Annotated in this window: 23 protein-coding genes; 7 read left to right on the top strand and 16 right to left on the bottom strand. The window is 57.4% G+C overall.

The features are described from left to right. Positions 1-52 precede the first annotated feature (52 nt). Positions 53-778 (top strand): DUF1963 domain-containing protein, encoded by a 726-nt coding sequence (locus A3714_RS15590; protein WP_063525751.1) that lies wholly within the window; start codon positions 53-55, stop codon positions 776-778. A gap of 299 nt (positions 779-1077) precedes the next feature. Here the strand turns inward: A3714_RS15590 and A3714_RS15585 are convergent, their stop codons facing one another. Continuing rightward, entirely contained in the window at positions 1078-1989 is a 912-nt protein-coding gene (locus tag A3714_RS15585; RefSeq protein WP_063525752.1) for an AraC family transcriptional regulator, read from the bottom strand. Positions 1990-2128: 139 nt separating this feature from the next. On the opposite strand from A3714_RS15585, the gene A3714_RS15580 reads away from it, so the two are divergent. The 3 genes from A3714_RS15580 to mmsB all read left to right on the top strand — a co-directional run bounded on the left by A3714_RS15580 (position 2129) and on the right by mmsB (position 5990). Next, positions 2129-3625, top strand: coding sequence for a CoA-acylating methylmalonate-semialdehyde dehydrogenase (locus A3714_RS15580; RefSeq protein ID WP_063508932.1), 1497 nt, complete (start codon positions 2129-2131; stop codon positions 3623-3625). A gap of 118 nt (positions 3626-3743) precedes the next feature. Next, positions 3744-4895 (top strand): acyl-CoA dehydrogenase family protein, encoded by a 1152-nt coding sequence (locus tag A3714_RS15575; RefSeq protein WP_063525753.1) that lies wholly within the window; start codon positions 3744-3746, stop codon positions 4893-4895. A gap of 192 nt (positions 4896-5087) precedes the next feature. Next, positions 5088-5990: a 3-hydroxyisobutyrate dehydrogenase gene (gene mmsB, locus A3714_RS15570; RefSeq protein WP_062815207.1), complete on the top strand. Its 903-nt coding sequence runs from the start codon at positions 5088-5090 to the stop codon at positions 5988-5990. A gap of 132 nt (positions 5991-6122) precedes the next feature. Here the strand turns inward: mmsB and thpD are convergent, their stop codons facing one another. The 4 genes from thpD to A3714_RS15550 form a co-directional block, all read right to left on the bottom strand. Next, complete coding sequence (gene thpD / locus A3714_RS15565; RefSeq protein ID WP_062815208.1) at positions 6123-7055, bottom strand: ectoine hydroxylase; 933 nt, start codon at positions 7053-7055, stop codon at positions 6123-6125. A gap of 374 nt (positions 7056-7429) precedes the next feature. Then, positions 7430-8098 (bottom strand): DUF899 family protein, encoded by a 669-nt coding sequence (locus A3714_RS15560; protein ID WP_062815209.1) that lies wholly within the window; start codon positions 8096-8098, stop codon positions 7430-7432. A gap of 250 nt (positions 8099-8348) precedes the next feature. Then, entirely contained in the window at positions 8349-9497 is a 1149-nt protein-coding gene (locus A3714_RS15555; protein ID WP_035245910.1) for an alkane 1-monooxygenase, read from the bottom strand. 71 nt (positions 9498-9568) lie between these two features. After that, complete coding sequence (locus A3714_RS15550; RefSeq protein ID WP_035245912.1) at positions 9569-10588, bottom strand: putative solute-binding protein; 1020 nt, start codon at positions 10586-10588, stop codon at positions 9569-9571. A gap of 192 nt (positions 10589-10780) precedes the next feature. On the opposite strand from A3714_RS15550, the gene A3714_RS15545 reads away from it, so the two are divergent. Then, entirely contained in the window at positions 10781-11797 is a 1017-nt protein-coding gene (locus tag A3714_RS15545; protein WP_103917222.1) for an AraC family transcriptional regulator, read from the top strand. A gap of 8 nt (positions 11798-11805) precedes the next feature. Here A3714_RS15545 and A3714_RS15540 read toward each other — a convergent pair whose 3' ends face one another. The 7 genes from A3714_RS15540 to A3714_RS15510 all read right to left on the bottom strand — a co-directional run bounded on the left by A3714_RS15540 (position 11806) and on the right by A3714_RS15510 (position 17865). Further along, positions 11806-12426 carry a class I SAM-dependent methyltransferase gene (locus tag A3714_RS15540; RefSeq protein WP_062815210.1) on the bottom strand — a complete coding sequence of 207 codons (621 nt, stop codon included), beginning with the start codon at positions 12424-12426 and terminating at the stop codon, positions 11806-11808. A gap of 12 nt (positions 12427-12438) precedes the next feature. Further along, positions 12439-13158 (bottom strand): lysophospholipid acyltransferase family protein, encoded by a 720-nt coding sequence (locus A3714_RS15535; protein ID WP_062815211.1) that lies wholly within the window; start codon positions 13156-13158, stop codon positions 12439-12441. Between the two features lie 123 nt (positions 13159-13281). Next, on the bottom strand, positions 13282-14163 hold the full coding sequence (locus A3714_RS15530; protein ID WP_062815212.1) for a DUF4231 domain-containing protein: 882 nt from the start codon (positions 14161-14163) through the stop codon (positions 13282-13284). Then, positions 14160-14570 (bottom strand): TIR domain-containing protein, encoded by a 411-nt coding sequence (locus A3714_RS15525; RefSeq protein WP_062815213.1) that lies wholly within the window; start codon positions 14568-14570, stop codon positions 14160-14162. The genes A3714_RS15530 and A3714_RS15525 overlap by 4 nt, the downstream gene beginning before the upstream one ends. A 119-nt stretch (positions 14571-14689) precedes the next feature. After that, positions 14690-15793 (bottom strand): TIR domain-containing protein, encoded by a 1104-nt coding sequence (locus A3714_RS18120; RefSeq protein ID WP_062815214.1) that lies wholly within the window; start codon positions 15791-15793, stop codon positions 14690-14692. Between the two features lie 133 nt (positions 15794-15926). After that, positions 15927-16478 (bottom strand): hypothetical protein, encoded by a 552-nt coding sequence (locus A3714_RS15515; protein ID WP_062815215.1) that lies wholly within the window; start codon positions 16476-16478, stop codon positions 15927-15929. Positions 16479-16794: 316 nt separating this feature from the next. Continuing rightward, the gene (locus A3714_RS15510; protein ID WP_062815216.1) at positions 16795-17865 is read right to left on the bottom strand and encodes a fatty acid desaturase; all 1071 of its coding nucleotides are present in this window, start codon (positions 17863-17865) and stop codon (positions 16795-16797) included. A gap of 92 nt (positions 17866-17957) precedes the next feature. Between A3714_RS15510 and A3714_RS15505 the strand changes: the two genes are divergently transcribed. Then, on the top strand, positions 17958-18950 hold the full coding sequence (locus A3714_RS15505) for an AraC family transcriptional regulator (protein ID WP_062815217.1): 993 nt from the start codon (positions 17958-17960) through the stop codon (positions 18948-18950). A gap of 86 nt (positions 18951-19036) precedes the next feature. Here the strand turns inward: A3714_RS15505 and A3714_RS15500 are convergent, their stop codons facing one another. The 3 genes from A3714_RS15500 to A3714_RS15490 all read right to left on the bottom strand — a co-directional run bounded on the left by A3714_RS15500 (position 19037) and on the right by A3714_RS15490 (position 21965). Continuing rightward, positions 19037-19306, bottom strand: coding sequence for a YdeI/OmpD-associated family protein (locus A3714_RS15500; RefSeq protein ID WP_062815218.1), 270 nt, complete (start codon positions 19304-19306; stop codon positions 19037-19039). A gap of 146 nt (positions 19307-19452) precedes the next feature. Beyond that, the gene (locus A3714_RS15495; RefSeq protein WP_062815219.1) at positions 19453-20871 is read right to left on the bottom strand and encodes an amidase; all 1419 of its coding nucleotides are present in this window, start codon (positions 20869-20871) and stop codon (positions 19453-19455) included. 266 nt (positions 20872-21137) lie between these two features. After that, the gene (locus A3714_RS15490; protein WP_062815220.1) at positions 21138-21965 is read right to left on the bottom strand and encodes an HAD family hydrolase; all 828 of its coding nucleotides are present in this window, start codon (positions 21963-21965) and stop codon (positions 21138-21140) included. A 161-nt stretch (positions 21966-22126) separates the two neighbouring features. Between A3714_RS15490 and glsA the strand changes: the two genes are divergently transcribed. Then, positions 22127-23161: a glutaminase A gene (glsA, locus tag A3714_RS15485; RefSeq protein ID WP_063508779.1), complete on the top strand. Its 1035-nt coding sequence runs from the start codon at positions 22127-22129 to the stop codon at positions 23159-23161. 133 nt (positions 23162-23294) lie between these two features. Here glsA and A3714_RS15480 read toward each other — a convergent pair whose 3' ends face one another. Further along, positions 23295-23768 (bottom strand): peroxiredoxin, encoded by a 474-nt coding sequence (locus A3714_RS15480; protein ID WP_063508778.1) that lies wholly within the window; start codon positions 23766-23768, stop codon positions 23295-23297. Between the last annotated feature and the right edge of the window lie 302 nt (positions 23769-24070).

Here is a 24070-nt window from a genome sequence, read left to right as displayed (position 1 = left end):
TGCCTTGGTCCCGCACTCTGGGCAAGCTAAAACGACCTTGCGAGGACGTGTGATGCTGCCTGAAGAAATCAAACTCAAGCTTGCCCCCTTGTCCCGGAGTGCCTGGCGGCCCCGGACAGGCCCTGCTGTGCCCGGCGCGCGTTCGAAATTCGGGGGCTTGCCCCTGTTGAGGCCCGACGAGTCCTGGCCCTGTTGTGCCCATTGCCATCAGCCCATGCAGTTGTTCGTGCAGCTGGATTCCGGGGATTTGCCGGCGGAGGCGGGTCAGCCGTTCGGTGACGGGGTATTACAGGTGTTCTACTGCACCAACATGGAAGAAGAATGCGAGGTGCTTTGCCAGGCCCATCTGCCCTTCTCCGAAGCCTCACTCACCCGGGTGATTCCCCGGGATCAGACCGGCGGCTTCGACGCCTTGCCGGTGACCATTCCTGATGCCTTCCCCGAACAGTCGCTCACCGGCTGGAGTCGCCACAACGATTTTCCCGGTCAGCAGGAAACCGTGGCCATCAATGATGATCTCCCCGACGGCACCCTCGCCCTGCTCCATGCCCACCGCCCTGCCCCGCGGGCCGGCGACAAGCTGCTGGGCTGGCCGCACTGGGTGCAGAATGTGGACTACCCGACCTGCCCCTGTTGCCAGAAAAAAATGCAATTTATCATGCAGCTGGATTCCACCGACACCCTGCCCTTCTGGTTCGGTGATTACGGCTGCGCCTATGTTTTTCAGTGTGAAAATCACCCCGACGTGATGACCATGACCTGGTTAAGCCGCGCCTGATTTTTGAAAATAAAATTAAAAAAATAAATATGGGAAGCGATGCTTGCGTCGCGAATCCAGCAGTATCTGCGAGGCAGCACCGTCAGCTTTTCAAATAACACCCAGCCGAACCATTAAACGACTACTCACCAATTACCGTAGGGTGCACTGAGCCTAAGGCGAACTGCACCGGTCCGGCGTTTGATGGTGCAGTTCGCCTTAGGCTCAGTGCACCGTACATATCCGCTGGCGTGCTAAAGAATGAGTAACCGTCGTGTGTCCTGCGGTTAACGTACTTTATATTCTGGCTCACTATGGCCCTAATGCCCCCGCTCACGACGGTAACGTTGTGGCGAAACGCCCATCACTTTTTTAAACAATCGCGAAAAATAATAGGGGTCATCATAGCCCAGCCGGGCGGCAATCTGCGCCAGGGTGTCGTTGCTGATATCCAGCAGATAGCAGGCATGGCTGACCTTGATGCGTTGAAAGGCCTGCATGGGAGTTTGCCCGGTTTGGCGTTTGTATTCGCGGATAAAATGGTAGCGCGACAGCGTACTGGTGGCGCTCACCAGCTCGTCCAGATTGAGACGGCGGGTGAGGGCGGTCTGCAGGTAGCTGTTGACCCGGTTGATGTCCAGGGAGGCGTGGCGGGTGGTGTACTGGCGGCGCATCAGGGCCGCAAAGGCCAGCAGGCTGCGCAACAGGTTGGCGGCGTAGACCAGGTGCTCCGGCTGTACCCGGGTGGCGGCGGCGAGCAGGGCCTGAAATTCCTCTGCCAATCGTGAATGTACCCCCACCGTTACCCGCTGACGCTCCACGCCCTCCCCGGCAATTTCGTCAAAATACCCTGCGACCTCATCCCCCCCTAAATGCACCCAGTAAATACTCCAGGGATCACTGTCGTCCGCCTGATAGCGATGGGGAAGCCCTTCCGGCAGCAGTAACAGATCCCCGGCGGTTACCGCCAATGTCTGGCCCTCGACCTGCAGCTGGCCCTGGCCTGAGACGCAGTAAATCAGCAGATCATCCGCGGGATTCGCCCGGTACATGCGGTGTCCGCTGGCATGGGGGTAGTAGCCGACGCCATGGGGCAGGCAGCCGCGACAGAGTGGGTGCGCCGTCATGGTGGCCAGCACCGCCGGGGGCACCACGGTGCGCTGGCCACTGGCGGGCAGCGGCCAGCGGGAGGTTTCCGCCGGGTGGTTGTCGGGGTCGGTTGAAGATCTCATAAGCAGCAATATAGTCCATCATGGGTCAAAAGTGGCTATCTCTATCCGCCGGAGGCTGTGCTACAACGTATTCAGAAGTTCCTTAACGCGCAGACTCGCTTCACGCTGGCTCGCCAGCCCAAACAAGAATGGAGACCCCATGGCTCGTCAACTCCCCATGCTGATCAATGGCGAATTCGTCGCCAGCCAGACCGACCAGTGGATACCGGTTACCAATCCGGCCACGCAAGAGGTGCTGTGCGAAGCCCCGGCAGCCACCGCCGGCGAAATGGAGCAGGCCATCGCTTCCGCCAAGGCGGCCTTTGCCGACTGGAAGGAAGTGCCGGTGTCTGAGCGGGCGCGGTTGATGCTGCGTTACCAGGCCCTGCTCAAGGAGCACCAGGAAGAGATTGCCGAGATCCTCAGTCAGGAAACCGGCAAGACCTTCGAGGATGCCAAGGGCGATGTGTGGCGCGGTATCGAAGTGGCCGAGCAGGCCGCCAATATCGCTTCGCTGATGATGGGCGAGACCATGGGCAATGTGGCGCGCAGCATCGACAGCCACTCCTGGACCCAGCCGCTGGGAGTCTGTGCCGGCATCACCCCCTTTAACTTCCCGGCCATGATTCCCCTGTGGATGTTCCCCCTGGCCATCGCCGCCGGTAACACCTTCGTGCTCAAGCCTTCCGAGCAGGATCCCATGACCCCCAACCGGCTGGCGGAGCTGTTCCAGCAAGCCGGTGCAGCGCCGGGTCTGCTTCAGGTGGTCCATGGCGGCAAGGAGCAGGTGGATACCCTGCTGACCCATCCCGATATCAAGGCGGTGTCCTTTGTGGGTTCGGTGCCGGTGGGGCAGCACGTGTACCGCACGGCCACCGAGCATTTGAAACGGGCCCAATGTTTTGCCGGTGCCAAGAACCATATGGTGATCATGCCTGATGCGAAAAAAGAACAGGTGATCAGCAGCCTGGTGGGCTCCTCCTGCGGGGCGGCGGGGCAGCGCTGCATGGCCATCAGTGTGGCGGTGTTCGTGGGCGACTCCAAAGCCTGGATTGATGAGCTGAAAGACGAGTTCGCCAAGATTCGCCCCGGCGCCTGGAACGATCCCGATGCCGCCTACGGCCCGCAGATCAGTCCCCAGGCCAAACAGCGTGTGCTCACCCTGATCAAGCAGGGCAAGGAAGAGGGCGCCAACTGTTTGCTGGATGGTTCCGAGTGCACCGTGGACGGCCTGCCGGATGGCAACTGGGTGGGACCCACCCTGTTTTCCGGTGTGACCCCGGACATGTCCATCTACCGGGAAGAAATCTTCGGCCCGGTACTCTGCTGCGTCACCGTGGATACCCTGGAAGAGGCGTTGGAGCTGGTCAACAACAGCCCCTACGGCAACGGCACCTCCATCTTCACCGCCTGCGGCGCCGCGGCGCGCAAATACCAGCATGAAGTGGAAGTGGGGCAGGTGGGTATCAATGTGCCGATTCCGGTGCCGCTGCCGTTCTTCAGCTTTACCGGCTGGAAAGGCTCGTTCTACGGTGACCAGCACGCCTACGGCAAACAGGCCGTGCGCTTCTACACAGAAACCAAGACCGTCACCAGTCGCTGGTTCGATTCCGATATTCCGGCGGCCGGGCCAAACATGAGTATCAATTTGAAGTGACGGGATTCTCCGTAGGAGCGTCGCTGGCGGCGCGATTCCAGCGTCAGGTTATCCCGCCGCCAGCGACGCTCCCGGGGCAGGGTCTTGAATGATGAAACGGTCTTGAAAGGATCAACGCGTGGACTTTTCTTTTAGCGAAGAACAAATCGCCTTCCGCGAAACGGCCAGACAGTTTTCTGAAAAAGCGCTGGCGCCTTTCGCCGCAGAATGGGATGCAAACAGCCTCTTTCCCAAAGACGCCATTCGCGAAGCCGGGGCATTGGGGTTCTGTTCCCTGTACTGCGATGAAGAGCACGGCGGCATGGGGCTGAGCCGACTGGATGCGGCGCTGATCTTCGAGCAACTTTCCCAGGGCTGCACCTCGACCACGGCTTTCATCACCATCCACAACATGGCCACCTGGATGCTCACCCGGTTTGGCAGCGATGCCATCCGGGCGCGCTGGGCGGCGGACCTGATGAGTGGGGAAAAGCTGGCGTCCTACTGCCTTACCGAACCGGGGGCCGGTTCCGATGCGGCCTCGTTAAGCACGTCCGCGAAAAAAGACGGCGATGACTATGTGCTGAATGGCGCCAAAGCCTTCATCTCCGGCGCCGGCGATACCGATGTGCTGGTATTGATGGCGCGCACCGGTGGGCCCGGAGCCGGCGGCATTTCCTGCTTTGCGGTGCCCGCGAATACCCCCGGCATCAGCTATGGGCGCAACGAAGCCAAGATGGGCTGGAAAAGCCAGCCCACCCGGGCGGTGATTCTGGAAGACGCACGAATTTCTGCCGATTGCCTGATCGGTGAAGAAGGGCAGGGCTTCCGAATCGCCATGGCCGGGCTGGATGGTGGCCGCATCAATATCGCCAGCTGCTCGCTGGGTGCGGCCCAGGCGGCTCTGCGCCAGGCCCAGCAATACGTGCAGGAACGCAAACAGTTCGGGCAGGCCATCGGTGATTTCCAGACCGTGCAATTCACCCTGGCCGACATGGCTACGGAGTTAGTGGCAGCACAACAAATGGTGCGCCTGGCCGCCTGGAAACTGGATCAGAATCACAGCGATAAAAGCATGCTGTGCGCCATGGCCAAACGCCTGGCCACGGACCTGTGTTTCAACGTCTGCAACCAGGCCCTGCAACTGCATGGTGGTTATGGCTATATCAGTGAGTACCCGCTGGAGCGCTACGTGCGTGATACGCGGGTGCACCAGATTCTGGAAGGCACCAACGAAATCATGCGCGTGATTATCGCGCGCAATGTGTTGAAGGATCTTTCTTTCCTTTGAACGTGCATGCCGTAGGAGTCTGCCTGCAGGCGATCCGGTTGTGCTGGGGAAAGGTCTGACGTCGGAGGTCAGACGTCGGACGACAAAGAAATGGGTAAGTGGGTTTAGCGTCTGGCTTCTGACGTCAGACGTCCGACCCCTTTCTAAACGCACAAAAATATCCGCTCGGGAAAGCGGCAGGGAGAGACAACCATGAAAATCGGATTCTTCGGTGTCGGTCATATGGGTGGTCCCATGGCCGCCAATCTGGTCAAGGCCGGACATGAGGTAGCGGCATTTGATCTGGTGCCCGCCTTGTTGGCGGCTGCAGTGAATGATGGCGTCAAGGCTGCCGAGAGTGCCGCTGAAGCGGTGCAGGGAGCGGACGTGATCGTGAGCATGCTGCCCTCGGCGGCGGCGGTTCGTGGCTTGTACCTTGGCGCCCGGGATAGAGAAGACGGGGGCGTGCTGCAACACATCGATAAAAGCGCCCTGATTATCGACTGCTCCACCATCGATGCGGACACTGCGCGGGATGTGGCAGGCATTGCCCGAGAGCAGGGCAGGGTGATGATCGACGCCCCGGTCTCCGGTGGCGTGGGCGGGGCAAAGGCGGGCACCCTGACTTTTATCTGTGGCGGTGAAAGCGACGCCATCGAACGGGCCCGCCCGGTGCTGGAATGCATGGGCGCCCAGGTGTTCCGTGCCGGCGACAACGGTGCCGGCCAGCTGGCGAAAATCTGCAACAACATGCTGCTGGCCATCCACATGATCGGCACCGCGGAAGCCCTGCAGATGGGCGCGGACCACGGCCTGGACCCGGCGGTACTGTCCGAGATCATGAAAGCCAGTTCCGGCGATAACTGGTCCCTGGACAAGTACAACCCCTGGCCCGGTGTCATGGAAAATGTCCCTTCATCGAAAGACTATGAAGGCGGCTTCGCCGTGAAGCTGATGAACAAGGATCTGGGCCTGGCACTGCAAGCCGCCCTGAGCACTCAGTCCGCCACCCCCATGGGAAACCTGGCAAAAAGCCTCTACGCCGCCCATGGGAACCATGGCTACTCTGAAAAAGACTTTTCCAGTATCCAGCGGTTTTTTCGCCACAAGGAGTAAGGCAGTTAACAGTTAACAGTGAATAGTTAACAGCGCGCGAGAGAGCGTCACTCCAACTGAAATGAAAAAGGCCGCGCCCAAATCGGGGTGCGGCCTTTTTTGTTTTCGCTGTTAACTGTTCACTATTCACTGTTAACTATCGTCCGCTTGCCAAAGCCGATCCGGCTCATGCCCAAGAAAACGCGGGCGCCGTTTTTTGGCTGCATAAGGTTTATGGCAGGCGTTGTCACGCCGGTTGAACACGAAGAACACATTGCTGCGCGGGTCCGGCGACATGTTGGCGTTGGAGCCGTGCAGGGTGTTGCAGTCGAACAGCAGCAGGCTGCCAGCCGGGCCGGTGGGGGCGTCGATACCATGGCGACTGATCATGGCTGCCAGCGTCTGCTCCGAGGGGACGCCGATCTGCTGGGTTTTCAGTGATTGCTTGTGGTGCTCATCCGGTGTGGGGCCTACACAGGGAATAAAGTGTTTGTGGGACCCGGGGATCAGCATCAGCGGTCCATTGAAGGAGTGATTATCCGTCAGGATGATGGAGGCACTTACCGCATGCATGGCCGGCATGCCGTCTTCCGCATGCCAGGTTTCAAAATCGGAATGCCAGTTGAACCCCTTGCCCTTGAAGCCGGGTTTGTAGTTGATCCGGGACTGGTGCACATAGTGGCCGCCACCGAGAATCTGCTCCACCCGTTGGGTCAGTCGCGGATCGCGGGCCAGGTGTTGAAAGGCCCGGTGCAGGAAATGCACGGCAAACACGGACCGGATCTCATGGCTATCCGGCTCGGTGATAGTGAACGGCTTGCCCCGGTAGTCCTCACGATTGAGCAGCTCACTCATGGCCTCGGTCAGAGAGGCTACCTCCTCAGGCGGCAGAAAACCGGGCTCGAAAAGAAAGCCGTTTTCCTCGAAATGATCCAGCTGTTGTTCGGTCAGTGGACCGGGCAAGTGGCGGCCTTTGACCGTATTCTCCCGGCGCTCGTGCCAGGGGTGTTCCGGTTGCTGGTGCAGCCGGGTGGGGTAGGGGTCGGCCTGTATCGGGGCCGGGCAAGTCAGGTTCTGCGCTGACATCAAATCACCTCCGCGATCTAATCCACCGTTCAGAAACCGCCTTGCTAAAAGGCGTTCAGTGTCATCATCTCCTGTTGGCGACCTGGGCACTCGAACAGCCGCCATCGGGCCAGACGGCAAAAAAACTGACGCAGTGCATCAAGTCGAGTCTGTTGCTCAAATAATCCGGCAAGCAGAAAGGCCGGGGTGCGTGAAGATAAGGGTTATAACGGGAGTTTCAACCCTTGTGTGGGAAGTTGTCGGGCAATAGCGTTGTCCGTATTGCACATGGTTAACTCACCCTGCCTGGCCCGGGCGATGCGTTTCGTCTCAACGTGGAGATAGCAGTTGGCGAACGCCATGTCTAAGTCCATATCCGCCAGCATGCTTATCAACTAGTAGTCATCGTGCATACGCCACCATTGGTAGGGCTCGCTTTGTGGCCAGCCACCGGGCGAATCTTCCCACTGTTCCTGGCGGCCGTACGGGGTGATATCCAGCAGCCGGAAATGGGTATCGAACAGTTCTCCGCCACGGTCGGTACTGAAGTAGGTGCGGTAGACCAGGTTGTCGTCGTCGCGAATAAACACGTTGATGGCAAACCCCTTGCCGGCGCCGAACGCATCCGCGAAACGACGCTGATGGTCGGTATACCAGGGCGCCTGCCAGTGCATACGCTTTTGCAGTGCCAGGATCTCGTGTTGCGGTGCCGGGGAGGTGAACACGAACGTCGTATCCCTGGCGTTGACGTGGGCAAGATTGTGGCCAATGTTGTCCATCACCATTGAGCAACCCTCAAAGGGGGTGGCGCCGGGCTCAAGCATTGCGCAATAGACAATCAGTTGCCGGCGTCCCTCAAACAGATCCACCAGACCCACCTCACCATGCGGCCCGGTGAAGGTGTAGTTTTCTTCCACGGGCACCATCGGTAACCGACGGCGTTCGGCAGCCAGCTCGTCCTGCATTCGGGTCAATGCCTTCTCCCTGTCAAGCAGGGCCTGTAGAGACGCTTCCCACTCATTGTGGGAGGTGGTTTTTGGTAGTGCCGTTTTTTTCGAGGTCATGAGTGCGACTCCTTTTGTTCCGGGTGGTCTACTTCATGATCGAATGTGCCGCGTCGATTTCGACAAGATCCTGACTCTGGCAGTGTAGGCATTTGGCGTGGCCGGTCAAAGGGCGCTACCGTGTTGAAAAAAGGCGTTAATGCTTTTCGAAGGGAGGGGAAAGCGGTGGCAATGTGTCGGTAAAACACCGGACTGTGATGCAGTGCGAAAACACCGGTGAGCGGCGCAAGGCCACTCACCGGTACCGAAATCAGGCAATATTGTTGATGCGCGGGCCTTCGCGGAACAGCTGATCCAGCTCGCCTTGGTAGTAGGCTTCCACCCGCGGGTTCATCACGGCTTTCCACAATGGCGGCACCATGGCCAGCAACATCATGGCGGAATAACCAGCTGGCAGTTGCGGGCTCTCGTCATAGTGGCGCAGCACCTGGTAACGACGCTTGGCATAGGCGTGGTGGTCGCTGTGGCGTTGCAGTTGGAACAGCACCAAATTGGTCACAAGGAAATTCGAGTTCCAGCTGTGTGCCGGGGTGACCCGTTCATAGCGACCGGTCTGCAGTTGGCGACGATGCAGGCCGTAGTGTTCGATGTAGTTGACGATCTCCAGCGCCAGAGCCGCAAAGAAACTCTGGCCGACAAAAAACAGCACTCCTTGCCAACCCCACAGGACACCGAAGGCTACCGCAAACAGGAAGGAGATGCCGTACCACCAAATCAGCTCGTTATGAATGCTGATGTTGTTCTTGCCCTTGCGTTCCAGGTACTGCTTTTCCAGTTTCCACGCATTCTTGAAATTGCGCACAAACGCCTTGGGCAGAAAATCATACAGAGACTGGTTATAGCGGCTGGAAGACGCATCATCCGGGGTGGACACATGCACATGGTGACCACGCACATGCTCCACCTTGAAGCCGCCGTAGGTCACCGACGACAACAACAGGCCGCCCATCCAGTTTTCCACCTTGGGGTCCTTGTGAATCAGCTCGTGACCCAGGTTGATAGCGATCATGCCGCCAAGCAGGCCGATGGACATGATCCAGCCGAGCATGCCGGCCGAGGAATAGTCATTGCTGACGAACACATGGCCGGCATAGAACAACAGGCCCAGCCAGGCCACGGCCAGCAGCAGGGGCAGGGAGCGGTAGCTCTTGTCCTGGGACAGTTCGGGGACCTGTTTTTCTTCATCCGGGTTCACCGGGTCCTTGCCGACCAGGTAATCCACCACCGGCACCAGAATGAAGAACACCGCCAGAATCATCCAGGCCCAGAGATTCTGGGTGCCCTGCTCACGACCCACCAGCGCGGAAAACGGCACCATGGGAAGAAAGAGCATCCAGCAGGCCAGGTAGCCCCATTTTTTCAAACGCAACAAGGTATCAGGATTGATTTTTTCCAACATGATAATGCCTCGCATAATGCTGTGCAGATCACTGCAAGATGACGTTGAAAGAAAAGAAATAATCGATCAGATCATTCGACGGGATTGACGCATTCCGCTCGGGACGGATTGCCCTTGCAGCGCACCTTGCGCAGCAGGCTCATCATGTCCTTGTTGTAAACGCCCTGGTTGGCCAGATCGATACGGGCCTGGCGAAACATTTCGTCGTAACGAGTAGTTTCTTCATCAGAAATATTGATCCACCACTTTTCATTCACTTCGCCGTCGGCGTTGTTGATGATGCGCATGGCACGATCAAACTGGCCGGCCAGATACTTGCGGGATTGATCGGCAAAATCTGCGGGGAAAAGATCCTTGCGAAGAATCAGCTGTGCACTCAATTGGCCGAGCACCAGATCAATGATGCCGCCGTCCGGCTGCATGCCCTTGTACAGTTCTAGGGCGGAATAACCGAAGATGGGAGCGAAGCAGGTATCCACGGAACCGTTGTTGAAACGGGTGGAGAAGTTGGTGATATCCGACATCACCGGTGACATGCCCACACGCTTGGCCATGTTCGCCTCGGCCACATCGTATTCCAGCACCGCAATGGATTTTCCCGCCAGTTCTTCCACCGTATCGATGCTGTTGTCCTTCACGAACAGATAGGCTGCGCCCATGGGTACCAGGCCGCCAAACTCATAGGGGCCGGACACCAGATGTGGGTTTACCTTGGGGTTACCGCTGGCCAGGATCGTCACCACCATGCGCATAGCATCGTAGTCGGGGATGGCGCCGATGGAATCCATGCTGCCGGTATAGCTGATGAACTGACGGCCACGGATGCCGGTAAGCAGGGCGCCATCGCATTGCTTCGCCTTCAAATCTTCGGCGGCAATTTTCTCGTCGGTATAGGGCTTCAATTCAATGTCCACGCCCCAGCCGAGCGCGGCGGTCTTGAAATCCTTCATGATGCCGTAGAAATCACCGTTGGCACCGACCAGATCGAAAACGCAGAGTGTGCGTTTGTTGCCAATGCTGGCGTGAGTGCTGTTGGCGAAAAGGACCGTGGAAACCACGAGAAAAATAATAAATTGTTTTGCATATCGCATGATGTTCTCCCTGATGAAAGGCAGCCAATACGTAAGGTTTTATTGTGCTTTGTTACCTTCCTGTACCGTTGTCGTGCTCGGGGTTTGAGCAGTGGAGATCGATGCTAGATATGCGACCGGTGCTGGGGTAGGTTGTCTGTAGACAGATGGGGGTCATTTTTTGACAATGCGAATTTTCGGATCTTGCCAGCCATGAACCAGCCGATGGAATGGGCACTGTCCATCAACTATCTCCGCCAGGTGGCAGACCAGCTCACGGAGATGGGGATCGACGTTGCTCCCTGGTTGGCTTCCCATGAGCTGTCGCTGGCCGATCTTGAACAGGCCGATACCAGCGTTCCCTGGGAGGTGGTCCGAGCCCTGTTTCTGGAAGCGGAAGCGATCACCGGAGAATCCGCCCTGGGTCTGATGGTGGGCGAGCGGCTGCGCATCAATAATCATGGCATGGTCGGCTATGCAGCCATGAACAGTGGTTCTGTCCGCCAGGTGGTGGAATTACTGGAGCGGTTTATTCCCCTGCGTATCAACCTGGTCATGGTCAGCCATCAGGTGGAGGGCAACTACCTGAATCTGCAGATACGGGAATTGCTGCCGCTGGGTGAGCTGGGGCCCTTCCTGCTCGGGGCCGTGGTGGTGGCGGTAAAGAACGTGCTCGACTTCATTACCCTGGGCAACTGTCAGGTGGCTGAGGCCAGCTTTACCTTTGACGAAGCCTTCGACCGGGAACTGGTCCGCTCCCTGTTCCGCTGCCCGGTACGCTACAACCAGAACTGGACCGGCCTGTCCCTGCCGCTGGAAGTGGTGGACCAGCCCCTGAGAACCGCCGACCCTGCCGCCTTCGAACATGCGGAAAAACTCTGCGAACGGGAATTGCAGAACCTGGTATCGGATGCGTCCGTATCAGCACGGGTGCGCCGACTGATGCTGGCCAAACAGGTGAACTTTCCCTCACTCACCGTCACCGCCCGCATCCTGCACATGACCCCGCGAACCCTGCACCGCCGGTTGCTGGATGAAGGCACCTCGTTCCAGGAAATCCTCGACGAAGTCCGCCACGCCCTGGCCATGGAATACCTGAAAAGCCAGCACATGACCATTCAGGAACTGGCTTACACCCTGGGCTACGGCGACACCGCCAACTTCCGCCGCGCCTTCAAACGCTGGACCGGCGTAGCGCCGTCGTTTTTCCGGGAGGGGAATGAAAACTGACGAAACAGTCAGGCGCGCTTTCTGGCCACAATAAAGACAGACAGGCTGTCCGGCTGCCATTCATGGTCGATATCAAAGCCAGCCCGAGCCAGCATGGCGAACAACTCGTCCCTGTCGAAGCGACTGACATGGGGCGCAAAACCAAGCGCCTGCATTAACGGGATAAGCAGTCGCCAGTGCAGCTTCATATCGGCGGCAAGTACCGTGTTGGCAACGAAAATACCGCCGGGTTTCAGCAGACTGCTGACTCGGCCGATGGCGGCGTCGGGGTCTTCCAGCAGATGTAAGATATTCAATCCCAGCACGGCATCAAAACTCCCGGGGGCCAGCGGCAGGCTGTCCAGCGTGCCCTGCTGGAAGCGGATATTGCCAATGCCGGCATCAGCAGCTTTGGTTTGCGCGATCTCCAGCATATTTTTGGAAATATCCGTGGCAAGAATGTCCCGCACATAAGGCGAATGGAGGATGGCTGTGCCGCCAGTGCCACAACCGAATTCCAAAACAGACCAATCCGGTTGGAAGTACTCCCGGGTGATGGCCAGTTTTTTCTGGTAGCTGGCTTCGTCCCGAATCGGACTTTTGGCATAGCGGGCGGCGGCCTTGTCCCAGAAAGTTTCCGCGCTTTTCATTGGTTGTGTCCTTCAGGTGCTGGCATGTTCCGTCAGCATTTCCTGCAAACGGCGCTCCAGTGCGGCATGAAAGGCATCAACGGCATTAGGGTCATCGTCGCTACAATTGCCGGGCGGTGACATTGGTGCATTCAGGTAATGAACCAGTTTGGCGGGCCTGGGAATGGGGGTGCCGAACTTGCCAAGGATAACCGGGGCGGCCAGCCTGTAGCGGTTGTACACCCAGTCGGTCACCGGGTTCGCGATCACATGATAAATGTCGTCCGCCGCCGGGCAGGCGGACAGCACCACCGGCGCGCCGGTACGCATGGCCAGCCGCGCAAACCCTTTCCGGTCACGGATATTCAGCTGGTACTTCTGGCTACTGGGCCGCAGCGCTTCACGCATGCCCCCCGGCGCCACCAACACCAGCTCGCCATCGCGCAACAGACTTTCCGCGTTGTGCTGTGAACCCTCAACGAAACCGTAGGCGGATGCCAGATCCCGGACCACCGGAATCTTGAAGATATAGCGATCACCCAGCAGCCACACATCACGACCCAGGCGTTCCCGCACAGCGGCAGCCAGCAGGCCGCTGTCATAGGTGGCCAGGGAATGATTCACCACAATCAGGGCCGGCCCGCTGGCCGGGATGTGCTCCAGGCCCTCGACGCGGTGATCGTGATAGCGGGCGGCGCGGTTCATGACGGTGTCTGCGATATTGATGATGTTCATGGTGTTGGGCCGTTTCAAGTCTGTTTCTCAAGGGGGGGTCTAGTTTTCTTGGAGAACTAGGGACATTAACGTTTGCAGCATGCGCAACTACGGAATGGAGCCGAAAGCGCAATCTAGCGGGCGTTACCGTGACTGCGCTGGTTAAAGTGCATTTTGCCGTGCGACCCATTGTGTATGCTCACGAGAGAAAGCGAGCTCTGCTTCATTAATAAATTCTGATAGATCTTCTTCAGATTCTATTTCTTCGAGGCGCCCTTGGATTATCCCGATTTCATGTGCGGTCAGCGTATAAGCTGAGGCCAATTCATTGAACTTCTTTATTTGCATCCAGCCGATAATTGACGACGCTAAGACTATTAGTGGCTCGAATGGCCAAAACTGCCATTCTGGGAATGAGGGGCGGAGCACTAGCAGGACAATCGCAGCTCCATAGGTTGCCGTACACACGAGGACCCAACGCGTTGCAGCTTTTTTATTGTCTCTCGCTTTCTTTGTGTACCAACCTCGCTGCTCCTTAATGCGGTTTTCCATGTAAAATTGCTTACGTTCCTCAATCGATAGCGCTCTAATGTCATCCATAGAACCAGTGATCTGATCATCTGCGGCCGAATCTGGAGGGATACGGTCTCCTATGTATCGGTTGGCTCGTAAGATTTCGCGTAGATGGTTTCTGAATTCAGCTCTAATTATTCGAACATCAGTTACATTCTCAAACGGTGCCGATCTGATACAGTAACGCCAAGTTGAGGTTTTAATTGACTCTGCAAGTGCCCGCCCCTTATACCAATCTTGCTCCGGTTTAGTCTTGAAGCGATAAAGCAACAACGCTGCAAGTGCAATAAATACTATTGTATGTATTGACTGAATTTCTCTACTAGGATCGGCCACCATCGAAATAACTGCGGCTAAGATCAAAAGGCAGTATTCCGATTTTAGGAGTCGGTGATACCAATTTTGAGATTTCTCGGACAAATCATTTGCAGCTTTGTATAGTGCAGGATAATCAAAATTTATAGATTTCAAGGGGTTATCTCCCTGATGCCCGAAACGATGGTATTAGCGTTCCAGCCAACCATCTTATTTGCTGCCAATGACACACTTATCGGTGTCCGTTCTGCACCCCATGGAATAATTCCAAGAATGGGTTTGCCGAGCGATTGAGCAAAGTCAATTTCAAACTGGATCCAATCACTATGGGCAGCGTACATTCCCGCGATTACAACTACGCACTGGGCGGGACGAATCTGCTGACGAAGCTCTTCTTCAAGTGCACGGACTGACATTTGCTCAAATCTCTTGTCAATGGGAACCGAGTAGTTTGTCCACGAAAAGTTAGGAGCTGCGTTTAAAAAATTGATCGCTCGGTCATACCGTTCGCTGTAACGCCAGGCATGGCTTACGAAAAGCCGGTAATTGTGTAGGTAAGGCATACCTTAACTCCGATTGATTTCATTCTGTGGTGTCTGACTTAGTATTCTCTGACGCTCGGCTTTGCGGAGTACCGGAGCGCTAGCGGGGATGCGTCCGACGAAAGCCGCTTGTTAGACTATTACTCGACGATACCTTCCCGCTCTAATACTTGCCTTATATCCTCAAAAATTGCAGAGATGTTCCCTTTAGGAAATCGAATTTGGCCAAGCCCCTGAATATTGCTGAACTCATTACAACCTTCTTCTAAGAGCACAATCGCCCTACCAAATCCAAGTCGCCCCTGAAATAGTCCCACTTCATGGATTACATTCATTCTTGCGTGTAAGTTGCCATCGATCTGCTCATCCTCTGCAGTCATTACAAGAAATGCTATGCATGCTTGGTCAAGCATTTGTGCTAGCCGGGCGATGTTAGTTACACCCGCAACCGGAACTCTATTGAATTCGTCCCATGGCAAGCTCAATCTATCACTCACGAAATCCTTTAATTCCCTCCAGTAGGGAGACCGCCCATGTCCGATAAAAACATTTGTGCCAATCCTTTCCTCTACAGAATTTCTGTTCTCCAGATTTTGAATATGGCTCGCAAGCTTTATAACTGTTTCTTTGAGATTTCCACATGCCAGAAATGGCTGTTTCAACGCAAAAACTCTTGAAATAACTGAAATATGTGGCGGCGTAACTAACCCCTTTTCAATTGCGATCATGTCCCGGGAAATCATCTTTCCGTTTGGACGAAGGTGTTTAATTACGTCCGTCTGTGTTAGAATCTTATTGGACTCTATTTGATCCACAAGTCGCTTAGTAAACTTATCTGTTTCTGGATCGATATTGGCGTACACAAGCGACTGAGTCTTCGCCTTGGCATCTTCGAACGCCTTCTTTGCTTTATCGGCCTTCTCAGATATCTCAGATAGATCAGGCTCACCCGCTTCATGTTTAATGAGAGACACAACGTCATCATAGTTGTACTCTCTCCAATCTCCGCGACTACCCATCGAAAAGGCATTCTGCATCCCCCATTCTTGACTAAAGGCAGCACCAGGAGGCGGCTCCTGGAAATCCCCGTAGTACACCTTCGAGTGATAGCCTAGCCAGGACCCTGACCATGCCTTCCCAATATCTTCAGCAGCAGCTTTTAGCTCATCCAATTCTGGAGATGAAAACTCTTCGAACTGTCGGAGGGCAGAAGCTATTTCAAATAACTCTTTCGATATGCTCACCAGTACCTCTTTTATTTGCGTCTAACGCCAACCGCAGCGGAAGCCGGAGCCGAGCGCCTTTCGTGCTAATGTTTTAGAGCCAGCGAGTAGCATATAAGGTGCGGATTTTTGGCTGTCCGACTGCCGGTAATCGTTATGCATTAGGAAATCTACAGACTATCTTTTCGCCATATAGCGTTTCAAATTCAGCGACTACTGTAAGCTGCTCTACTGCAGATTCAATTACACTGTGGCTACACGATTGGTTGGCTATAAACTCAAAGATACGAACCTCATTACCTTCCTTAAATGACTCACCTTTGTCAGGCATGTACATGATGGAGTCAGTTTTATCAATTTCGAATCCAGCTCCTTTCAGCAAAGGAACAATTTCCTTTCGTTTAGGAAATACGACACTCACTCCATTTGCAGTAACTGAAAAACTAGTAAGCAAGCCAGGGCCCAAGCCAAAGTTACATAGAAGGATTTTGATACGAGCTTGTTTGTCTGTTGATTTGGTAAAATGAAGTTTCGGTGCCACGCTTAGTTTATTGTGTTTTCGTGAAGCTCGAGACTCTAAAATTGCTACAATTAGGGCTGAGAGTGCTATCACCACAGAGGCAGCCGCTATTATTTCAGCTGCTCCAAATCCAGCGCTAGAGTTTTGAATATTTTCAAATATCGCGGTCACTTCATCCTGATTCATAAGTTAAATCCTTTTGCATAACAGCGTATTAACTAGAACGTTCCGTATAATCCGGTTCCTTATAATTCTGAAACCAGACCCAATGAATTATCAAAAAAACCGCAATAACAATGCAGTAGCCAACTATGGCAAACTTCTTACACTGAGTTCAAAGGAACGTTCCTTTGAACTCTTGAGTCGGTATTTAAGACACAATATAAACAAAATGCTTGATAGTCATGAGCTTGTAAAGTAACCCAGGGTCGAGAGACAGCCTTTCCGCTGAAAACAAAAAAGCCCGCACTCGGCGGGCTTTATGTTGGTAAGTCGTCACTATTCAGGCGGCTTGCGGTTTGTCGTGCATCCGGTTGGCCCGTCGGAAGGTGCCAAGATCATTGAATCTCACCCCATTCTCCTTCAACACCACATGGGCCCGCTTGGCAGTCATCTGCCGTACATAGAAGGGGTCGCGGACCACGAAGTGGTGGATGGCGTGGGTGCTGCCAAAGTTGAAGCAGAAGGCCTGCAGGGGCCACAGCCACCAGACGTTCAGCACCTGGCATTGTTCGGTGATCTTGCCCGGTTCGTTGTCGCCGTAGTAATGCATATTGGACGAGATGAAGTGCAGGCAGAAGGTGCGCAGCATGTTGGGGGCGATCAGCACCACTACCAGCGGAGTGATCCAGGTGAACTGGGCGGTAACCACTTCCGGCCACGGGATGCTGATGCCGGCCAGCCAGGCGGCGCCATTGAGCAGGTGGTAGAGCACGAAGAAGTGCCAGATGGCGTGGACGATCACGCCCAAGGGGTTGTAGCTCACCAGGCCGATGAGACGGAAGTTCTTCAGGTCCTTGCGGGTGATAACGCCGCGGCGGTAGAGCTTCAGGGGTTCGGTCAGGTATTTCACCGCACGCAGATAGACGGCCAGCATATTGTCGCCCACCATGATCAGGCGCTTGAGGCCCCACTTCTCGCCATTGGTGATACCGCGCTCTTCCAGGTCGGTCTCGCTGCCGGAATGCTTGTGGTGATGGAAGTGCAGGTGGCGACGCACCCAGGGGTTGATGGTAGTAGGGCGCCACAGGTACACGCCGAGCATCATCAGGTGATGAACCAGCTTGTTGTTCTTGAAGTACATCCAGTGGATCAGGTCGTGCTCCAGTTCATGGAGCAGTGACGTCCAGAAGGCAGTCAGCAGGATCACCGCCCAGGCGGGCATGATGCCTTGCAGGTAAAGCACGGCGTTGAGGGTGCAACCGGCAATCGCCAGGGCAAAGATGCCGAAGCCGATGGCGTTCTGGTGCTTGAGCCAGCCGTGCCGTTGCCGTATATCATCACTGATAGCGATGATGTCGCGTTGAATCTTCTTGTCTGTCGCGGACTTGCCGCGGGCAGGTGCAGTTGCCATGGGAAACCTCCATTTCTCGATGGCAACGACTTTAGGTAAGGCTGGCCAGAAAAACTCGGCTTTGCCCGCCAACCGTTTGACCGGGGACGCCAATGTCAGAAAAAAAACAGGCGGCAGCGCTGCTGATGGGGCCGCTTGTGCACTTGTTGCACGAGCGGGGACTGGACGGCGATGCCATTCTGCGCCGCCACGGGCTGGACCCGCAGATGGTGCAGGACCCGGAGGCCCGGCTGGATGCGGCGGTGTCCACGGCGCTGCTGGATGATTGCCTGCAGGAGCTGGGCGATCCGGGCATGGCCATCGAGGTGGCCCGCCATGCCCAGTACAACACCTTCGGCGCCCTGGGGCTGGCGGTGGCGGCGGGGGGCGATCTGTACAGCGTGCTCAACCGCATTACCCGCTTTCATCGCCTGATCAGCGATCTGGTGACCACGGACCTGATCGCCGATGACCACAGTGTGGCCCTGCGCTTTACCTCCAATACCGATCACCAGCCCCACCCCCAGGCCATTGTCTTTGTCATGGCCACCATTGTTCGCCTGCTGCGGATTCGTATTCATCGTGACCATAACCCGGTGGCGGTGTGCGCGCCGGAGTGGCTGGAGCCGGGGTTACGCCAGGCCATGGCCCGCTATTTTCGTTGTCAGGTGTCGGTGGCGGATCACTACAGCCTGGCGTTCGACAAGGACAACGCCCAACACATGTTGGCGGCCAGTGATGTGCAGCTGGCCGCCATGCTGGATGCCACCCTGGCCCAGCGCCTGGCAGCCAGTGAGCAGGCGGCCTTGGCCAGCCGGTTGGCACTGTGGATCGAGCAGCGTTTACCGGATGGCGAGCCCGCCCAGGCGGATGCGGCGACGGAATGCTGCATGAGCACCCGCAGCCTGCAGCGGCGGCTGGCAGACGAGGGGCTGAGCTGGAAACAGTTGCTGGAGGATACCCGCAAGACTCTGGTGGAACGCCACCTGCGCACCCCGGGGATGACGGTGACACAGATGGCGTTTCTGTTGGGGTTTTCCGAGGTGAGTGCGTTTTCCCGGGCGTTCAAAAAATGGTACGGGGTGTCGCCGAGCCAGTTTCGGTGATGTGGCTCGTAATCGCCGATCTGTAGGGGCTTGCCTGCAAGCGATGGGTGTCGGGTTCGCCATGCAAGCATAGCTCCAACGGCCAGTCAGGCCTTGCCGGTGCGTTCGCGGTGGGGGCAGCCCGGCCAGCAGCAGGGGCGTCGTTTGCCGGCGGTGAGGTTTTCCCGGGCGCGGGTGATGCGCCCCTGCCGGGTTGCCTCTCTCTTGGCATCTTCAATCCAGCAGATCCATTCGTTGCGGGCCAGCGGGGTGATGTCTTGCCATTGTGCCAGCATGGCGCTATCCGCCTGGAGGGCTTGGCGAAGGTCATCCGGTAGCGCGTGGACCACGCCGCCGCTGATGGTCTGGTTTTCCATGATCCGGATTCCTTGTTAGATCAACGTAGCGACCATAGCAAAAGGCGGTGGGCGGCCACTATGACGTGAGTCGCTGAGTTTGGTTCTTCCAGCGATTACCTGTCGTGTGGGGCCTGGGCGGGGTGATGGTGCAGTGCGCCTGAGGCTCAGTGCACCCTACCCAGAGATTGGAAGGGGTGGGCCTCTTCCAGTTCGAAGGCCAGACCCAATAGCAGGGCCTCTTCGCCGTTGGCGGCGGAGAACTGCACGCCGATGGGCAGGCCATCGGCCGTCTGGCCCAGGGGCAGGGAGATGCCGGGGCCGCCGGAGGCGTTGTTGGCGGGGGTGAAGGTGGTGTAGCGCAGCAGCCGTTCCAGTTGGGTGTCGAAGGGCAGGTCGGTGCCCAGGTAGCCGATTTGCGGGGTGGTGTGGGCCAGTACCGGGCTGAGGATCACATCGTATTGCGCAAAGGCGGCGGCGTAGCGCTGCCGGGCCAGACGCAGCTGGCGCAGCATGCCCGGGGTTTTCAGAAAACGTTGCTGGTAATAGTCGGCCAGGCCACGGGTGAGCGGGTCCAGCTGGCCGGCATCAAAACCCTGGGGGAACAGGGCCTTGCCGCCCTTGCTGACCAGGAAGCCAAGCATGGCCCAGTAGAGCAGGAAATCTTCCACGAACCGGGCGGGCAGGTCGATATGGGCCTCTTCCACGGTGTGTCCCAGACTTTCCAGCAGGCGGGCGGTGTCCTCTACGGCGCGGCGGGTCTGCGGGCAGGTGGCGTCGCCGGTGACGGAGTCGATCATCATGCCCACGCGCAGCCGCTGCTTGCCCGGGCCGGTGACCTGGCCGATGGGTTTGAGCTTGCGGTTGCGGTAGTAGCGTTCCGCTTCCATAAAGAAGTGGGCGGTGTCGCGGACGCTGCGGGTGAGTACGCCATCGTTGACGATATTCACCGGCAGCACCTTGGCGGCCTCCTGGTCGATCAGGCGCCCGCGGGTGCCTTTCAGACCCACCAGGCCACAGCAGGCGGCGGGAATACGGATGGAGCCACCCCCGTCGTTGCCATGGGCGATGGGCACGGCGCCGGCGGCTACCAGGGCGGCGCTGCCCCCGGAAGACCCGCCGGCGGAGTAGTCGCTGTGCCAGGGGTTGCGGGTGGCGGACACGCCCACCTGTTCGGTACTGGCGGTGAAGCCAAAGGCGGGCAGGGTGCTCTTGCCCAGCAGGTTGAAACCCTGGGCCAGGTACTGTTTGGCGATGCCGCTGGTTTTCTTCAGTGGTGCCTGACCCAGGGCGCGGCTGCCGTGGCCGGTGGGCAGGCCGCGCAGGTCCAGGTTGTCCTTGATCAGGCTGGGCACACCGGCGAAGAAGCCGCTGAAGCGTTTGCTGTCGGCGCGCTGGCGGGCGGCGTCGAAGGTGTCCAGGGTGAGCCCTTTCAGGATGGGCTCCACGCGCTGTAGCCGGGCGATGGCCGCCTCGGTGACCTCCCGGTTGCTGACCTGACCCTGGCGCAATCGCTCGGCCAGGGCGGTGGCGTCGTCGTGCCCGAGGGCGTCGTCGCAGAAGGCGTGGAGGGGGTTGCTGGCCATGAGTCTCTCCCGGCTAAAAAGATGCACGATCGTACCATTAATAATCTGTGCGAAGGGGCCAATTGTTGTTTTACGGCGCTGACCGAATCCGGGTTTTAGCACGACGGATGGGTCAGGCGGAATGCTTCCCTTTGGCGCCTTGCTCGCAAGGCGAACTCCTTGATCCCTCTCCCGGCTCCTTCGCCTTGCGAGCAAGGCTCCAACGGGAATGGCAACGGGTTCCCTTCGTTGGGAATCGCGCCGCGGGCGACGCTCCTACGGGAGGGCTAGCGGGCACGCTCCACGCGCTTGTGCTGGGCCAGCAGGTGGCGGGCCAGGCTGGTGAGCTCGGCAATGCTGCCGACCACGGCGTCCGGGCGATGAGGGTGCTTGATGGTGTTGGGGAAGATCTTGTCCAGCCAGGCCTGATCCCAGCCGGCGCCGTTGTAGAAAATGGAGGTAACACCGGCTTCCTTGGCGGCGATCACGTCGGTGGTGCTGTCGCCCACGTACCAGCAGCTTTCCGAGGGGGGAAGGCCCAGTTTTTCCATGGCCAGTAGCAGCATTTCCGGGGATGGCTTGCGCTTGCTCACGTCGCTACCGCACACCACCACATCGAACAGGTCTTCCCAGCCGGTGCCATCCACCAGGGCCAGTTCGTGTTCCAGAAAGTCCCGTTTGCGATTGGAGATCAGGCCGACCTTGATGCCCAGTGCACGGATACGTTCCAGCTGCTGGCGGATGTCGTCTTCCAGGGGGAAAACTTCGTCCACGTATTTTTTATAGGCCTCGTCGAAGGCCTGGTGGGCACGGCCCTTGGCATCCTGATCGCTGCCGAACAACACTTCGAAAATATCGGTGCGGGAAATTTTTCGCTGGGCAACGATCTTGGGATGCAGGCGTTTATGGTCCTTCACATAAATGAGCAGCTTGGCGTCTTCGATGGTCTTGGAATCATCCGGGTCCAGCAGTCGGTCCCACAGGTCCAGCTCCTTGAGGTGGGGCAACACATCGTCCACGGCGTGGTACATGGCATCGTGGGTGTCCACCAGGGTAGCGTGCCAGTCGATGAGGATGGCTTCGGGTTTCGCATGGGGCAGTTGCAGGATGCTCATGGTGCTCTGTCCTTGCCGTTCATAACGTATTGTTAGCACAAAACCTGTGGCGCTGATGTGAACCCGTGGCGGATAGGTGCTGGTCAGGTTGCTGGCCACCCGTATAGCATCCCTATTCAAGGTGGCATTGTTCAAGTTGGTTGGTGCAAGGGAGAGAGAGCATGGGATGGGTTGCAGGGAAGAGAGTGCTGAGCGGGATGGTGTTGGTCGGTGGCCTGTTGGTGTCGGGCCTGGCGCTGACCGGTGAGTTACCGTCGGCGGAGGCGATTCGCGCGGCACTGACGCAGGCCCATGAGCGTTATCAAGGACTGGACGAAGGCGCCAACGCGGATTACATCCCGGCCCTGGCCAAGGTGGATTCAGACATTTTCGGCATTGTGCTGGTGACGGTGGATGGTCAGGTCCATGACGTTGGTGATGTAACGTCCCAGGTGTCCATCCAGTCCATCTCCAAGGTGTTCACCATGGCGTTGGTGATGGAAGAGAAGGGCGTGGCGGCGTTACCGGATACCATGGGGGTGGATGCTACCGGGCAGCCGTTCAATTCCATCCATGCCATCGAGCAGTATCGGGGAGCGGAGATGAATCCGCTGGTCAACGCCGGGGCGATTACCGCCACCAGCATGGTGCAGGGGCGCAATGCCGATACGGTATGGAAAAAGATTCTCGGGTTTTATAACGATTTTGCCGGTCGGAAGCTCACCGTGCAGGACGACATCTATGCCTCTGAGGCGGCCACCAATCAGCGCAATCAGGCCATCGCGCATCTGATGCATGCCTACGGCCATCTGCAGGGCGATCCGGTGCAGGCCACGGATATTTATACCCGCCAGTGTTCAGTGGGTGTGAATGCCCGGGACCTGGCAGTGATGGCGGCGAGCCTGGCTAACGGCGGGGTGAATCCGGTGACCGGCAAGGCAGTGATAACAGCGGCCAATGTCCCCGAGGTGCTGGCGGTCATGGCCACCGCCGGTTTGTATGACGATGCCGGCAAGTGGCTGTATGCCACCGGCCTGCCCGCCAAGAGTGGGGTGGGCGGTGGCATTATTGCGGTGTCGCCGGGCAAGTTCGGCCTCGCGGCCATTTCCCCGCCACTGGATGCGGCGGGCAACAGTGTCCGTGGCCAGAAAGCCATTGCGGATATCTCGGCGGCGCTGGGTGGAAACCCTTATGAAGTGGTGCCGTATCAGCGGTAACCGGGTGATGAGGGGAAAGATCGGGCCTGAACGTAGGGTGCACTGAGCCCAGGCGAACTGCACCAGCCCAACGCTTGATGGTGCAGTTCGCCTGGGCTCAGTGCACCCTACACATTATCTTGCGTTGTTCGTCTCAGAGTTTGCCAAGCACGGTTTCGGCGCTGCTTTTTTCCACGCCTTTTTCATCCACACCCAGGTATTCCACCACGCCGTCATTGGCGATCAGGGCGAAGCGTTTGCTGCGGATGCCCATGCCGCCACCGGTGGCATCCAGTTCCAGGCCCAGGGCTTTGGCGAATTCCGCGTTGCCGTCCGCCAGCATGGTGATGTGCTCGGCGTTCTGGTCTTTCTGCCAGGCATCCATGACGAAGGCGTCATTGACCGCCATGCAGGCGATGGCATCGGCTTTTTCCAGAATGGCATCGGCGTTGATCACGAAACCGGGCATGTGGGTGTTGGAACAGCCTGGGGTGAAGGCGCCGGGTACCGCGAACAGGACCACTTTGCGGCCCTTGAAAAAATCCCCGGTGTTCAGGTCTTCCGGGCCTTTGGCGCCGTTGGTCTTGATGGTCAGGGTGGGAAGGGTATCGCCGACTGCAATGGTCATGATGGGCATCCTTTGTTGAAGAGCCTGTTTGAGGTCTATACGCAGCCGCGCCGGAGTCAATTTTTTCGTCAGGTCGTGATTGCGATTGTGCCGTGTAGTCACTCTACATGAGAAAGCGCAATCGCGGGCTGGCGGAAAAAGGGGCCCGGCCCTTCGGGTTGTTGCTCAAAATGGCGCCATACTGTGTTGCGAACCTTGAACTTGACCCGTCAGGCCCTGCGGTCCGCGCCTTGCCTGGCGCCATTTTGAGTAGCAACGCGGTTGCGTATAGACCTCAAACAGGCTCTTTAAAGTGGATGTCC

The sequence above is a fragment of the Alcanivorax sp. HI0007 genome, assembly GCF_001635525.1.
GTDB lineage: Bacteria > Pseudomonadota > Gammaproteobacteria > Pseudomonadales > Alcanivoracaceae > Alcanivorax.
Note: the sequence above shows the minus strand (reverse complement) of the source record. Positions and strands in the feature narration are given on the sequence as shown.